The 15,538-nt window shown below is 44.7% G+C and carries 11 protein-coding genes; 5 read left to right on the top strand and 6 right to left on the bottom strand.

The window, feature by feature from the left end:
- Position 1: 1 nt before the first annotated feature.
- The gene (gene recG, locus BT112_RS10810; protein WP_072317398.1) at positions 2-2,107 is read right to left on the bottom strand and encodes an ATP-dependent DNA helicase RecG; all 2,106 of its coding nucleotides are present in this window, start codon (positions 2,105-2,107) and stop codon (positions 2-4) included.
- 123 nt (positions 2,108-2,230) lie between these two features.
- Between recG and BT112_RS10805 the strand changes: the two genes are divergently transcribed.
- From BT112_RS10805 to BT112_RS10790, 4 genes are all read left to right on the top strand, one after another.
- On the top strand, positions 2,231-4,327 hold the full coding sequence (locus BT112_RS10805; protein WP_072317534.1) for a M1 family metallopeptidase: 2,097 nt from the start codon (positions 2,231-2,233) through the stop codon (positions 4,325-4,327).
- Positions 4,328-4,425: 98 nt separating this feature from the next.
- Positions 4,426-5,322 carry a patatin-like phospholipase family protein gene (locus BT112_RS10800; RefSeq protein ID WP_072317397.1) on the top strand — a complete coding sequence of 299 codons (897 nt, stop codon included), beginning with the start codon at positions 4,426-4,428 and terminating at the stop codon, positions 5,320-5,322.
- 128 nt (positions 5,323-5,450) lie between these two features.
- A complete protein-coding gene (locus tag BT112_RS10795) occupies positions 5,451-6,437 on the top strand; it encodes a patatin-like phospholipase family protein (protein WP_083564879.1) in 987 nt (328 codons plus the stop codon).
- Positions 6,438-6,640: 203 nt separating this feature from the next.
- Entirely contained in the window at positions 6,641-7,996 is a 1,356-nt protein-coding gene (locus tag BT112_RS10790; RefSeq protein WP_072317396.1) for a transposase, read from the top strand.
- Between the two features lie 229 nt (positions 7,997-8,225).
- On the opposite strand, the gene BT112_RS10785 is transcribed toward BT112_RS10790, so the two are convergent.
- From BT112_RS10785 to BT112_RS10775, 3 genes are all read right to left on the bottom strand, one after another.
- A complete protein-coding gene (locus BT112_RS10785) occupies positions 8,226-9,065 on the bottom strand; it encodes an OmpA family protein (protein ID WP_072317395.1) in 840 nt (279 codons plus the stop codon).
- Between the two features lie 125 nt (positions 9,066-9,190).
- Entirely contained in the window at positions 9,191-10,192 is a 1,002-nt protein-coding gene (locus BT112_RS10780) for a glycosyltransferase family 2 protein (protein ID WP_072317394.1), read from the bottom strand.
- Between the two features lie 79 nt (positions 10,193-10,271).
- On the bottom strand, positions 10,272-10,718 hold the full coding sequence (locus BT112_RS10775; RefSeq protein WP_072317533.1) for a type I restriction enzyme HsdR N-terminal domain-containing protein: 447 nt from the start codon (positions 10,716-10,718) through the stop codon (positions 10,272-10,274).
- A 107-nt stretch (positions 10,719-10,825) separates the two neighbouring features.
- On the opposite strand from BT112_RS10775, the gene holA reads away from it, so the two are divergent.
- Positions 10,826-11,830, top strand: coding sequence for a DNA polymerase III subunit delta (gene holA / locus BT112_RS10770; RefSeq protein ID WP_072317393.1), 1,005 nt, complete (start codon positions 10,826-10,828; stop codon positions 11,828-11,830).
- A 128-nt stretch (positions 11,831-11,958) separates the two neighbouring features.
- Here holA and BT112_RS10765 read toward each other — a convergent pair whose 3' ends face one another.
- Together BT112_RS10765 and BT112_RS10760 are read right to left on the bottom strand one after the other, a co-directional pair.
- Positions 11,959-12,366 carry a DoxX family protein gene (locus BT112_RS10765; RefSeq protein ID WP_072317392.1) on the bottom strand — a complete coding sequence of 136 codons (408 nt, stop codon included), beginning with the start codon at positions 12,364-12,366 and terminating at the stop codon, positions 11,959-11,961.
- 272 nt (positions 12,367-12,638) lie between these two features.
- Positions 12,639-14,873 (bottom strand): NADP-dependent isocitrate dehydrogenase, encoded by a 2,235-nt coding sequence (locus BT112_RS10760; RefSeq protein WP_072317391.1) that lies wholly within the window; start codon positions 14,871-14,873, stop codon positions 12,639-12,641.
- Positions 14,874-15,538 lie beyond the last annotated feature (665 nt).

Raw genomic sequence — 15,538 nt, 5'->3', positions numbered from 1 at the left:
CCTAACTGATATAATTCCAGATATTCTTATGCTTACTCAATTGCGCGTAAGTATAGCGAATGATCTTATGTTCTTCTGCGGCCAGTGACGGATCTTGTTTCAGCAACTGCTGGGCGTAATAACGGGCGGCTTTCAGGATCTGATTATCTTTGACGATGTCGGCTATTTTCAAATGAAGTACACCGCTTTGCTGGGTGCCCATGATGTCGCCCGGACCCCGAAGTTTCAGGTCGACTTCCGCGATTTCGAAACCATCATTGGTACGGGTCATGGTTTCGAGCCGTGTTTTGGAATCATCAGAGAGTTTATGTCCGGTCATCAGGATACAGTAACTCTGTTCCGCTCCACGTCCCACCCTTCCGCGAAGCTGGTGTAATTGAGATAAGCCGAAACGTTCCGCACTTTCTATGATCATCACCGAAGCATTCGGTACATTGACCCCCACTTCGATTACCGTGGTAGCCACCATGATCTGCGTTTCTCCCCGTACAAAGCGATCCATTTCGTAATCTTTATCAGCCGGTTTCATTTGCCCGTGGACAATGGAAATCTGGTATCCCGGTTTGGGAAATTCCCTTTCTATACTGGCATAACCATCCATAAGGTCCTTGTAATCCATTTTTTCCGATTCCTGGATAAGCGGGTAAACGACATACACCTGTCGTCCTTTGGCGATTTCATCCCTGAGAAAGCGAAATACTTTCAGGCGGTTACTGTCGTACCGGTGTACGGTTTTGACAGGCTTACGCCCGGGAGGAAGTTCGTCGATAACAGAAATGTCCAGGTCACCGTACAGGCTCATGGCCAGGGTACGCGGGATGGGAGTGGCTGTCATGACCAGAATGTGCGGAGGAATGGTGTTTTTATGCCACAATTTGGCGCGTTGTGCTACGCCGAAACGATGTTGTTCATCGATGACGGCGAGGCCGAGATTATGAAATTTCACTTTATCTTCCAGGAGCGCATGTGTGCCCACGAGTATGTGCAATTCCCCACTGCGGAGCTGTTCGTGTATTTCGGTACGAGCTGAAGTTTTTGTTGATCCGGTAAGGAGTTTTATGTTGATTCCTAATGGCTTAACGAGTTCCTGGATGCCGTTGAAATGCTGGGAAGCAAGGATTTCCGTAGGAGCCATAATACAGGCCTGAAATCCGTTATCCAGTGCCAGCAACATCGCCATAAGGGCCACTATGGTCTTCCCGGAACCTACATCGCCCTGGAGAAGACGGTTCATCTGTGCACCGGTTCCCAGGTCATGGCGTATTTCTTTTATAACCCTTTTTTGTGCCCCGGTCAGGGAAAAAGGAAGGTGTTTGTCATAAAAATCATGAAAATGATCACCCACCATATCAAAGACATAGCCTTTGATCTTTTGCTTTCGGACCAGGTTTTTGATGAGCAGTTGTAACTGTATGTAGAAAAGCTCTTCGAATTTCAGGCGGTACTGCGCTTTGGCCAGAAGCTCCTGGTTTTTCGGAAAGTGAATGTTAAACATGGCCGCCGGTTTGGAGATCAGGTTCAGTTCTTCAAGAAGTGATGAAGATAAGGTTTCCATGAACCGGCCGCCGGTCTCCGTAAAGAGCTGTTGCATCAGTTTATTGATCACGCGGTTAGTGATCCCCTTATTCGCCAGTTTTTCCGTAGAGGGATAAACAGGCTGCATGGCGGTGCGGAGACTGCTTTCGTGTTCGGTGAGCAATTCCATTTCCGGATGAGGCATAGAAAACAGGTGGCCTATGCGGTTGCAGCGGCCGAAAATCACGTATGGTGTATTGATCCTGATACTTTCCCGGATCCATTTCTGACCGCGGAACCAGACGAGTTCCATCTCGCCGGTATCATCCACAAAAGTAGCAACCAGTCTCTTTCCGCGTTTCTGTTCTACGGTCTTCAGATGTACGATCTTACCGATAACCTGTACTTCCGAGCTGTTTTCCTGCAATTCCCTGATCTTGTAGTAGCGTGTCCGGTCTATATAACGGTTGGGAAACAGGTTGATCAGGTCCTGGTAGGTATGAATACCCAGTTCGCCACGGAGCAGGTCGGCACGATTGGGCCCCACACCTTTCAGGTAATCGATAGGAGTTTGCAGCACGTTAGGATTCATAAGGGCGAAGATAATTAATAAAGCGCAAATGAGGTATAGCGAATAAATCGTTAATTCTGCCTGAAAAAATTTTAGGGTTACAACCGAATGTGTAATTTAGGACATCGTATGAAATGTTATACTATGAAGTACGTTTTTTTTGTTCTGGTGTCGCTGTACGCCGCAGTGGCGCATGCAGGGCAATCGCAATATCCGGACTTTACACGCGCACAGGGCGATCTGTGTATAGATCCGTACCGGGAAAAAGTGTCGGGTGCAGTTACTTATTTTTTTGATGTCCTGCAGCCCGTGGACTCTTTGTATATCGATGCAAGAAATATGACTTTTTCCGAAGTCCGGCTCAACGGGGAAGAGGTAAGATTCCGGAATGACGGTATGCGTTTATGGATTTTGGCCGAACAGGAAACCACAAGGCAGAACCGGTTGACTTTTTCGTATAGCGCCCATCCCGAAAAAGCTATGTATTTTACAGGTTGGGCTACTGATAGTGACCTGAAACAAATATGGACGCAGGGGCAGGGCAGGTACACCAGTAACTGGTTTCCATCGTTTGACGATACGAATGAGAAAGTGGAATTTGATATTTCGGTAACTTTTGAAAAAGGATATAAAGTGCTTTGTAATGGTGTGTTAGCCAGTGTAGAAGAAACCGACAGTTTAACTACCTGGAGGTATGATATGAAGCATCCTATGAGCAGTTATCTACTGGCACTTGCCATCGGGGAATACGATATGATACGCGATGTTTCGCGAAACGGAGTGGCCATGGAGATGTATTATTATCCCACCGACCGTGACAAGGCAGAACCTACCTATCGCCATACGAAGACCATATTTGATTTTCTGGAAAAGGAAATAGGGGTGACCTATCCGTGGCAGAACTACAAACAGGCTCCTGTGCGTGATTTTCTTCACGCCGGTATGGAAAATACGGGGCTGACCCTTTTTGCAGATACTTTTGTAGTGGATTCCGTAGGGTATAACGATCGTAACTATCTCAATGTAAACGCTCATGAACTGGCGCATCAGTGGTTTGGCAATATGGTAACCGCCAGAGAAAATACACATCACTGGCTACAGGAAGGTTTTGCTACCTATTATGCCTTGCTGGCCGAGCGGGAGGTTTTCGGTGAGGATTACTATTACTGGAAACTGTACCAGTCTGCACTTACACTGATATCGCAATCGGAACAGGGGCAAGGGGAAGCCGTGCTTAATGCAGGCGCCGGGAGCCTTACTTTTTATGAAAAAGGAGCTTTTGTACTGCATCGGCTCCGGGAGATTATCGGAGACCGGGCCTTCCGGAAGGCTGTGACAGATTATCTGGAAGCTCATCAATACGGACATGCGGAAACGAAGGATTTTATGGAAAAAGCAGAGCGGGCCTCCGGAAAAGACCTTACGGATTTTACAGACCGCTGGCTTCGGGATAGTATCTTCCCGGAAGAAGAGGCCATCGTTTCGTTGCGAAAAAATGATTTTATACATACATATACCGATCTTTCCGAAGGGATGTTTAGCAGATCGCAGCAAGATTCCCTGTTGACTTCGGAAGTGTACTACCCGGCAAAAGAAGCTGTCGTATTCCTTCAAAACAGGGATACGCTGAGGGTAAACTGGAATCAGGAACAATTCCGTTCGGGCGATATACATATCCGCCAGGCCCAGGCCATGAGCCTGGATACGATTCCGGTAGCTCTTAAAGAAGATTACGAATCGCTTTTGTCCGATCCCAGTTATGTAACCATAGAAGGAGCCCTGGTGAAGTTATGGATGAATTTCCCGGAAGAGGCACCGGTTTACCTGGAAAAAACAGCGGGAATAACAGGATTTGCAGATAAGAATATCCGGATACTGTGGCTGGCACTGGCACTGTCTTCGCCCGCATATCCCGATGGGACTCCCGATGAGATCGGTCGTAGCAAGGCGGAATGGAAAACCGAACTGACGGGCTATACTTCCGGACGATATGCCTACGAAGTAAGGCGCAATGCTTTCGGAATACTCCGCCAGTTAGGGCTGTTGCATGAAGAAGGAGTCCTGGAAAACCTCGTAAAGGCCTGTGTACATCGCAGCTGGAATTTTGCACAAAGCTCTCGGACATTGTTGAAAAACCTCTTAAAAAACGAAACCTATGTACAGGAGGTCCGGAAATTAATTCCTAAATTGGGAGTGAAAGAAAAGAAATACCTGGAAAATATTATACCAAAACAACAGTAAAACCGGAAAATACGAAGCTAACGGAATAATCATAAAGGATATATATCCGCTTGTAATACCCGATTCATGTTTAGAATAAAAATGACAACACCGGTCCGATGAGAGCATTAGTAATATCCGGTGGAGGAAGCAAAGGCGCTTTCGCCGGGGGAGTGGCACAGTTTCTCATAGAGGACCTCAGAAAAGACTACCAGTTATACCTGGGGACTTCTACCGGAAGCCTGCTCGTTTCCCATCTGGCCTTGAAGAAAGTTGAAAAAATAAAACAGGTTTATACGTCCGTAAATCAATACAGTATATTCAGTCACTGCCCGTTTACGATAAAGCAAAAATACGGGACACAGCAAATCGCTATTAATCATTTTGGTGTATTGCGCAACTTTTTGCGGGGGAGTAAGACTTTCGGAGAGAGTTTTAACCTGCGCGACCTGATACGTAATACCCTTACTCGTGAAGAATTTGACGTACTCCGTGAGCAACGCAAGGATATCATTATTACCGTGTCCAATCTCTCCCTTAACCAGGTGGAATACAAGTCTATCAACGATGTGGATTATGAGGAGTTCTGTGAGTGGATCTGGATATCCTGTAACTACACGCCTTTTATGTCATTGGTGCGTAAGAACGGCTGTGAATATGCCGATGGCGGGTTGTCGACGATGGTCCCCGTAGAGGAGGCCATAAACAGGGGTGCCCGCGAGATAGATGCAATTATTTTACATACCGAAGTGAACTATATGAACCGTATGCCGTCGAGAAATGCTTTTGACCTGTTGACTACGATGTTCAGCTTTATGCTCGACAGGATAGAAAGCCAGAATATCAGGATCGGAAAATTCGTGGCTTCACACCGGGGTGCTATTATTAATTTTTATTATACCCCAACTGTTCTGACCACAAATTCACTTATCTTTAACAAGGAGAAAATGACCAAATGGTGGCAGAACGGCTATGACTATGCAAAAATGAAGAACCGTGAAACTTCGGAGATCTGACCGGAAAATCACGGGTAGGTAAAATAAAAAAGCATAAAAGAAGTGATTCAGCGTTTATTTACAGGAAACCGGGATCAGAAAATCTGAACTTTCGGATAATATCGAACATAAACAAGCAGATACAGATTATGAAAGCCTTAGTGATATCCGGGGGAGGGAGTAAAGGAGCTTTTGCCGGAGGAGTAGCCGAATATCTTATAGAACATCGTAAAAAGCAGTACGATATGTTTGTGGGAACTTCTACGGGGAGCTTGCTTATTCCTCATCTTGCCGATAATAACATTCCCAAGCTCTATGATATTTATACCTCGGTAAATCAGCGGAAAATATTCAGTAATAACCCTTTTGTCGTTCGCAGGAAAGACGACAGGGAGTACGTATCCATCAATTATTTTAACGTGGCATGGCAGCTTATTAAAGGAAAGCGTACCTTCGGGGAGAGTAAGAACCTGAGGAAAAATATCAGGAAGAACTTTACGGAAGAAGAATTTCACCGGATTAAAGAGCAGAACAGGGAAGTTATTGTTACCGTGTCGAACCTGTCCAAGAATAGGGTGGAATATAAGTCTATCCACGAGTTTAATTACCACGACTTTTGCGACTGGATATGGATATCGTGCAATTATGTGCCTTTTATGTCGCTGGCCAAAAAAGACGGTTTTGAGTATGCCGATGGCGGACTGGGTTGTGTGGTGCCTATACGTGAAGCGATAAAACGAGGGGCGACCGAGGTAGATGCCGTTATCCTGGAAGCTGAAAATATGGAATATAATAAGGTACTCGGTAAAAATCCTTTCTCCCTAATGGTCAACCTCTTCGGATTTTTACTGGACCAGGTGGAATTTCACGATATCGTCGAAGGGAAACTATCTGCCATAAACAAGAATGTGAAACTGAACCTGTATTATACCCCGACCAAGCTTACGGAGAACTCATTGGTATTCAATAAAAAACTTATGTCTTCCTGGTGGGATCAGGGGCTGGTATATGCCAAGGAAAGACAGGAAAAACTCGAAGAGCAACTGGCTCAGCAGCAGCAAAAAGAACCGGTGAGCAGGGCGGTGGAATCCGCTTCTCAGATTACGTCGCCGAAAAACGGGGAAGGCAATATTTAGTTATTAAGCCGGTAAGTAAAGTTTTATTGCTACCCCAATAATGGTATGATCCTGATAACGATTGATGGTGTTAAGACATAAAAGGCACTTTCAGGATTAAATAAACATTTGTAATTCAGCGGATTAATCCGTAATTTAGAGAAACAAAACCCCGAAAATTGGCCAAAGTGCCAAAAAACGGGGTTTTTCTATTTTACGTACCCATGAAATTACAAAGAATCTCGGAATTACAACACACATTTTCATTTTTATCTTCTACGGAACAATTAGCAGCCTATCGAGAACGCTTTTTTGAGAGTGACCTGGGGAAAATCTACCAGGCTATCCCCTGGGATGAGTTAGTCAGGGAATTTGGTTCGAAGCCTTGCGGCAAAGGCCCTGGTTTTATGTTCAGTCCCCGAGGGCGGATCGCTTTAATGGTTTTAAAACATCATGCGGGCTGTTCGGATCGAAAACTTATCGAACAACTTAACAGTAATATCGATTACCAATTCTTTTGTGATATCCATTTGGGATTACAGCGGATCACCAACTACAAGATCGTCAGCCAAATCCGCTGTGAACTCTCCCGGGTATTGGAGATCGATGCGTTAGAAAAGGTATTCTATACCCATTGGAAGCCCTATATTGATGAAGCTGAAAAAGCTGTCGTGGATGCCACCTGCTATGAGAGTGAAGTCCGTTACCCGACCAATCAAAAACTGCTCTGGGAAGCTGTAGAGTGGCTTTACAAAGCCCTCAGGCGGCTATGCCGGGCCCTAAAGGTGAAGCTTCCCCGTAGCAAATACCTCAAATGGAAGAAACGCTATATCGGTTACAGCAAGATGCGCAAGAAAACAATCAAGAAACGTCGCTCACTTACCCGGGCACTGCTACGACTCTTGGAGAAGTTCCTGAGTTTTGAAAAGCAGTTGCTCAAAGTGCACTCCGTGGAACTGCCCAAGCGCTACTATAAGACCATGTACACCATCCGGAAGGTCTACCGGCAGCAATGGAACCTGTTCACCACCGGGGAAAAGCCTAAAGGTCGTATTGTGAGTATCGGCAAGGACTACCTGCGTCCCATTGTCCGGGGTAAGGAGATCAAGAAAGTAGAGTTTGGTGCCAAGGTCAACAAGTTACAGATAGACGGGATCAACTTTATAGAACTCATCAGTTTTGATAATTTTAACGAAGGCACCCGGCTGAAGAGTTCCGTGTATAAAGCACAAGGTCTTACCCGAAGAAGACTAAAGGTTCTTGGAGCCGATGCCATCTACGCCACCAATGCCAACCGCAGGTTCGTGACCAGGCATGGGATCAAGACTGATTTTAAACCCAAAGGTCCTAAAGGCAAACACCGTAAACAGCAAGCCCAACTCAAGGGACAAATCACCAAAGAACGGGCTTCCAGGCTGGAAGGCAGTTTTGGTAAGGAAAAGGAACATTATCACTTGAAAAAGATAAAAGCCAAAACCAGGGCTACCGAAATCTTGTGGATCTTCTTCGGCATCCATACGGCTAACTGTCTGGAAATCGGTAGGCGTATGACAGGACAACTCCACCAGCAAGCAGCCTAATATGTTTTTAGAATAAGAGCAAAAACTACAGGACACCTATGTCTTTTTGGTACGACAATCCGGCTAAAACACCTAAAGTATCCTCAAAAAAGAAAAAACTCCGGTGATCCATATAAAATCACCAGAGTTTGTTGTCTATTTTTTTGGAAATTAGCTTACTTCTGAAAGCGCCATAAAAAAGGTCTGTTTTCTTAAAAACAGACCTTTTTTAGATTTATAATGGCTCGGATTATTTTCCGGACATGTCTTTCATGGTGTCTTCGATCATTCCGTAGAACTGATCCAGCTTAGGCAGAACAACGATTCTTGTTCTTCTGTTTCTTGCACGGCCTGAAGCTGTTTCGTTAGAATCGATCGGCACGTAGTAACTTCTACCTGCAGCAGTCATCCTGGCAGGAGCTACGTTAAATTCGTTCTGAAGGATACGTACGACTGCAGTAGCTCTGTGCACACTGAGATCCCAGTTGTCCTCGATTCCGGGTCGCTTGATCGGCATATTATCCGTATGACCTTCTACCATAAATTCGAAGTCAGGTTTGTTGTTTACCACCTTAGCTACTTTTCCGAGAACTTCTTTAGCACGGTCAGTTACCGTGTAGCTTCCGCTACGGAATAACAGCTTGTCGGAGATGGAAACAAATACCACACCTTTTTCTACACTGATCTCGATGTCTTCGTCATTGAGATTACCCAAAACACCTTTCAGGCTGGTAACCAATGCCAGAGTAACAGAATCTTTCTTGTTCATGGCATCTTGCAGACGCTGAATACGAAGATCTTTTTCTCTCAGACTCTCCAGTGATTTTTCCAGGTTCTCAGCACCTTTTTTAGATAAGGTCGTAAGGTTACCCATGTTGTCTATAAGTGCATTCTTTTCCGATCTCAGGCTTTGGTTATCCGCTTCCAGTCTGGATCTGCTTTCCAGACAAGAGTTGAGCTTAACCGTAGCAGAATTCAAGAGATCCTGAGTTTCTTTTTGCTTTGCTTCCAGTTCTGCATATTTCTTTTGTGATACGCATGAAGAGAAGAAAATGGCAATACTTGCCCCTAACAAAACTATTTTTTTCATCTGTCTTAAAATTTATGTCTGCACCTCATATTTATGCAGACCTGTTTCCATGATTGTGTTTATTCGGTTTTTAAAAATGAGTCCTCAAAAGTATTAAAATCTTCTTATTTTACAAGATGTTTTTGTTAATCTTTAACTAATATGGGGTATCTTCTTACACGGATAATATAATATGCCCATACTACTGACTTAATAACGTAATAATGCCCTTTCTTATTACCCTTCCCCCGTTTTTTTATAGTATTTTTTAAATGATAGTAGTAACTCAGGTGTGCTTTTATTATGGCAAAACAGTGTGAAAACCTGAGTTGGAATATAAAGCGCATACCTGCTATACCATCGAGGAGCATCCTTATAAAAACAAGTGGGATGACATAGGAGGACGGTACATTTTTGGTCAGGGAAAAGAGAGAATTCCTGAAGTTCAGGAATGTTTTTTTTGGGTTCATATTATCCAGTGTGGCTCCTCCCACATGGTACACACAGCTTTCGCCGATGTAAAGAATACGGTAACCCGCATTACGGGCCCTCCAGCAGAGGTCTATTTCTTCCTGGTGCGCAAAATAATCTTCGTCAAAACCTCTGAGTGCATCAAAGATTGTTTTCCGGATAAACATACAGGCACCGGTTGCCCAGAATATTTCACGGGTATCGTTGTATTGTCCTTCGTCCTTTTCGAGCGTTTGAAATATACGGCCCCTGCAAAACGGATAGCCGAGCATATCGATATATCCTCCTGCGGCCCCTGCGTATTCGAAGTATTCCCTGTTTCTGTAATCGCGTACTTTAGGTTGCGCAATGGCGAGGGTTTCATCGTGCGTAAAAGCGAGGCGAAACGGACTTAACCATTCCGGCGTAACCTCGATATCCGAATTGAGCAGGCAGAGGAGATCGGCATCTACATATCGAAGTGCTTCGTTATAGCCGCGGGCAAATCCACCGTTATCCTTATTCCGTATAATTTTCACCTCAGGATACGATTGGCGAAGAAAGGCAACGGAATCGTCTGTCGAGGCATTGTCAGCCACGTAAATGTCGGCTCCGGCAGTGTATTTCAGTACCGTGGGAATAAATTGTTCCAGTAGTTGTCTTCCGTTCCAGTTAAGTATTACGACAGCGATTTTCATATGGTATATGCCGGGATTTCATATCATACATCACCGGCTACGGACAACTCCGTAAATATTATAAGGTTAAGTGCACAAATTAACGACTATATGAGGGAATATCCTCCAAAAAAATATATTTTTCTCGGGCATAGTCCAGTTTGCAGAAGTAATGCCGGAAGCCATTGGTGACCATGAGAAAACCGGCTTTGAGGGCCAGGTTGTACCGCGCTACCTGATCGAAAGTTTCCTGGGTGATCCGGACCGAAGGAGCTTTGCATTCAACCACGAGGGTAATTTCGCCCTGTGAGGTGAACACAACAACATCGTAGCGCTTCTTTAACTGATTAACCCTGAGTTCTTTTTCGACATTGATAAGGGATACCGGGTAGTTTTTTTCACGGATAAGAAACTGTACCACATGCTGACGTACCCATTCTTCGGGCTGCAATACAATGAATTTTTTCCGGATCGGATCAAAAATATAGGTTTTATTTTCTCTATTTTTGAAGCGAAAGTCATATGTTGGAAAGTTCAGGACCTGCATGGCGCAAATATAAGAAAAGGACGGAGTCCGTACTACGCGGAAACTGATTCGTATATATAAAAAGGTCATATCGGAGCAGGAGTATAAAATTGGAAAATCGAGGTTTCATGGATGAAGTAAAAAAGATTGTAGCGGATATCAAGAAAGGAGATATAAAACCGGTTTACGTCTTAATGGGGGAAGAGCCATATTATATAGACAGGATTGCGGAATTTATAGAAGATCATGTACTTTCGGAAGAAGAAAAAGGATTCAACCAGGTAGTACTTTACGGTAAAGATGTATCGGTAGGGGATATTGTAGAAAGTGCCAAGCGATATCCGATGATGGCCGAAAGACAGGTAGTGATTGTCAAGGAGGCACAGGAACTGTCCCGAACCATAGAAAACCTTGCGGCGTATGCCGAGAATCCGCAGCCCTCGACGGTATTGGTGCTGTGCTACAAATACAAAACCCTGGATAAGCGGAAAAAGCTGTATAAGGTTGTTAAAAAAGGGGGCGTTCTTTTTGAAAGCAAAAAATTGTACGAAAACCAGGTGGGCGACTGGATACGCCGGGTGCTTTCCGGTAAAAAGTACACTATAGCACCCAAAGCAGCATTGATGCTGGTTGAGTTTCTGGGAACAGATCTCGGTAAAATCAATAATGAGCTGGAGAAACTGCAACTTATCCTGCCTCAGGGTACGGAGATCACACCGCAGCATATCGAGGAGAATATCGGGATAAGTAAGGATTATAATAATTTTGAGTTGCGAAAAGCCATAGGGGAAAAGGACGTGGTGAAAGCAACCCGGATCATCAATTATTTCGGACAAAATCCCAAAGACAATCCCCTGGTGGTTACCGTAGCGCTTCTGTTTAATTTTTTCTCCCAGTTATTGCAATATCACGGGTTGAGTGACCATAGCCCGAAAAGTGTGGCAGGAGCTTTGCGGATCAGTCCGTTTTTTGTGAAAGAATACCAGCTGGCAGCACGGAATTACCCGATGAAAAAAGTAAGTGCGGCCGTAGCCGTACTTCGGGAAATGGATGTGAAGGGAAAAGGAGTGGGTGCGGCAAACGTCCCGCATGCCGACCTTCTCAAAGAGCTCCTCGTTAAGATCATGAGTTGACTCTGCCTTCCGGGATATAGAAACGAAGAAAGATGATGTACGATATAAAAACAGCCACGGATGCGTCGGTATCCGTGGCTGTTTATGTTTAAAGCGTACCGTAAATACGGTGTGTTATCTTATGGAATTCATCCGGCGTAAGGCGATTTTTTTTGCATAGCCCCGTCAAGGCTGAATTTCCCTGCACCTGTGAGTGCAATAGTGGCAAAAACAACAAGGTAAAGTAAGGCCATTTCTTTGCGTCCGATAGGATCGCTGGCATGAATCACAAATGCAGCAACAATCATCGTGATTATGGTAGGGATGACCGCCCAACGGGTTTTAAAGCCTAAGATCACAAATACAGGAGCCACGAACTCGCCTATGACGGCCAGTATCAGTGAAAATTTGGCCCCTACACCAATAGGATCGGCAAATTCTATTTCTCCACCGTTCAATAACATTTGTAGTTTACCGAAACCATGAGTCATCATCAATGCTGAAGCACAAATTCTGAGCAGTGCAAGGCCAAGGCCAGAGGAGTTGTCTTTTTTCATGTTTTATATATTTTGGTTTAAACGTACTAAAATAGGAAATTATATGGTACATAAAATGGTTTTCCGGGCAGAAAACTTGTTTAAGATTGTAAAAACGGTATATGCGGATTGTTTTTATTTTAACCCCGGCGACATGTCGGTATGACGCAGGATGGCATCAGTGTAAAGGAGAAGCCTGCTGCAAAAAAAACGGATTCATGAAATCCGTATAAAGAATCATGAATCCGTCGTTAAAAGGTGTCCGGTTGTACCGGAAAGTTTTTGGTGATATATTATGCTTCCTGCAATTTCGCTAAGGAACTGTTGAGTACCTGTACAGGACGCATAGCTTCCGTTGCAAGTTTTTCATCCGGGATATAATACCCCCCGATATTCACAGGTTTTCCCTGAATGGTATTCAGTTCATTTACGATGTCGTTCTCTTTGCTTTCCAGTTCGGCAGCAAGGGGAGTAAATTCGGCTTGAAGCTCTTTATCTTTGGATTGTTTGGCCAAAGCCTGTGCCCAGTACAATGCCAGATAAAAATGACTGGTCCGGTTGTCCGGTTCATGGACCTTACGGGAAGGTGAACGGTCGTTTTCCAGGTATTTTTCCGTAGCTGCATCGAGTGCTTCGGCAAGGATCAGCGCTTTCGTATTGTTGTATTTATTACCCAGGTGTTCCAGGGAAACTGCCAGGGCCAGAAATTCTCCGAGAGAATCCCATCGCAGGTGATTTTCTTCGAGGAATTGTTCTACGTGTTTCGGAGCGGAACCTCCGGCACCGGTTTCAAAAAGGCCTCCGCCGTTCATCAACGGTACGATCGACAGCATTTTGGCACTGGTTCCTACTTCCAGGATAGGGAAGAGGTCGGTCAGGTAATCCCGCAGTACATTTCCGGTTACGGAAATCGTATCTTCACCGGTTTTTAATCTTTTCAGTGTAAATTCGGTAGCCTCTGCAGGAGCAAGAATACGGATATCGAGTCCTTTGGTATCGTGTTCCGGAAGGTACTTGTTTACTTTTTTGATGAGTTCGGCATCGTGAGCACGATTTTTATCGAGCCAGAATATCGCCGGGGTCTGGGTTGCACGGGCACGGTTTACAGCCAGTTTTACCCAATCCTGAACAGGAGCATCTTTCGTCTGGCACATTCTCCAGATATCTCCCTGGGCTACATGATGCTCCATGATCACTTTGCCTTCGCTGTCCGTAACCTGTACGACACCGTCTGCAGTAATCTCGAAAGTTTTGTCATGAGACCCGTATTCTTCGGCCTTTTGCGCCATAAGACCTACGTTGGGAACAGTTCCCATGGTGGTAGGGTCAAAGGCACCGTGTTCTTTGCAAAATGCAATGGTCGCCTGGTAGACATCTGCATAACTGCTGTCCGGAATGACGGCCTTGGTATCCTGAGCTTTTCCTTCTGCGTTCCACATACGTCCGGAATTGCGGATCATAGCGGGCATAGAAGCATCGATGATCACATCGCTCGGTACATGCAGGTTTGTTATTCCCCTGTCGGAATTTACCATGGCCAGTTGCGGTCCGTTTGCTATACAATCCTTAATTTCCGCTTCTATGGCATTTTTCTGATCTTCCGGGAGCGATTGTACGACGGCGAGAATATCCCCGAGCCCGTTATTGGCATCTGCACCGGCTTTGCTCAGTACATCTCCGTATTTTTCAAATACAGGAGCAAAGAATACTCTTACGGCATGTCCGAAAATGATCGGGTCGGAAACCTTCATCATGGTCGCTTTCATGTGCAGGGAAAACAGTACGCCCTGAGCTTTGGCTTCCTTGACCTGTTCCTGTAAAAAAGCGATCAATGCCTTTTTACTCAGTGTGGTCCCGTCTACGATTTCTCCCCGGAGAACCGGGAGACTTGCTTTAAGAACGGTAGTATGGCCATCATTTTGTTTAAGGCTTATTTTTAAAGTATCGTTTTGTGGTAGGGTATACGATTTTTCATTATGTCGGAAATCCCCGGCTTCCATAGTAGCTACGTGCGATTTGGAGTCGGAAGCCCATGCGCCCATACTGTGCGGATGTTTTTTGGCGTAGTTTTTTACGGCTTTGGGAGCTCTTCTGTCCGAGTTACCTTCCCGCAGTACCGGGTTTACCGCACTTCCCTTGATCTTGTCGTAACGTGCCTTGATTTCCTTGTCTTCCTGGGTGGAAGCATCATCCGGATAATCGGGTATCGCGTACCCTTTACGCTGCAGTTCCTTGATAGCAGCTTCGAGCTGTGGTACGGAAGCACTGATGTTGGGTAGTTTTATGATGTTGGCTTCCGGTGTCTTTGCAAGTTCTCCGAGTTCGGCCAGGGCATCGCCCACGCGTTGTGACTCGGTAAGATAATCCGGAAAATTAGCAAGAATACGTCCGGCGAGAGAAATATCCTTAACTTCTATCGCTATACCGGAAGAGGCTGTGAACGATTGTATGATGGATAATAAAGAACGTGTTGCGAGGGCAGGAGCCTCGTCTGTTTTTGTGTAAACTATCTTGGGTGTTTGTGACATGATTGTAAAAGGTAATTTTTTGAATAAAACTAATGGATTTGATGCAAATTCATGCAAGAGCAAATATACAATTAAATGTGGGAATGAGGGGGTTAGAGTATCCTAAAATTGCCATGAATTAAGGTGAAATTGTTATAATTGTAGAGGAGATAACAAGGGGTAATCACCGGAGCAGCAACTTTTGTCTTTTTTCGGTGCTTTCGACACCGTAGACGAAGCTTTGAATTTATAGATTTTGGGTGATCAATCTCCAAAGTAGTAGTACAACGGGGGATTTTAATAGGGGATACCAGGTGTACGTTTTATAAATTGTGAAGTACGGAAATACGATTTATAAAGGGTTTAAATAACCCGGTATGGTATGTCGCTTTCCGGACCTGGCTTTGTCCGGATTCCGGATTTCAGGTATGAGGGCGGGAGCGTTTTATGAAATCTGCAGCCTTAGCTATAATAATACCCTACCGTATGTTTTGCCGATATATAGGTTTTCGGACGGATACTGGATCAATCTCAAAAGTTGTGGGGAAATTGACGTAAAGGTTCGATCTTTGTAAAAAAAGCACCTTGGAGAATTATCTTGACTTTATAAAAATGGTTTTGCCCTCTTTCCTGGTTGATTACTTTGATTTGATAAAAAGCGAAAAGCATGGTGAAGTCATGCATCT

The organism is Sinomicrobium oceani (assembly GCF_900119185.1).
GTDB lineage: Bacteria > Bacteroidota > Bacteroidia > Flavobacteriales > Flavobacteriaceae > Sinomicrobium > Sinomicrobium oceani.
This window is presented reverse-complemented; position numbering and strand designations above follow the sequence as displayed.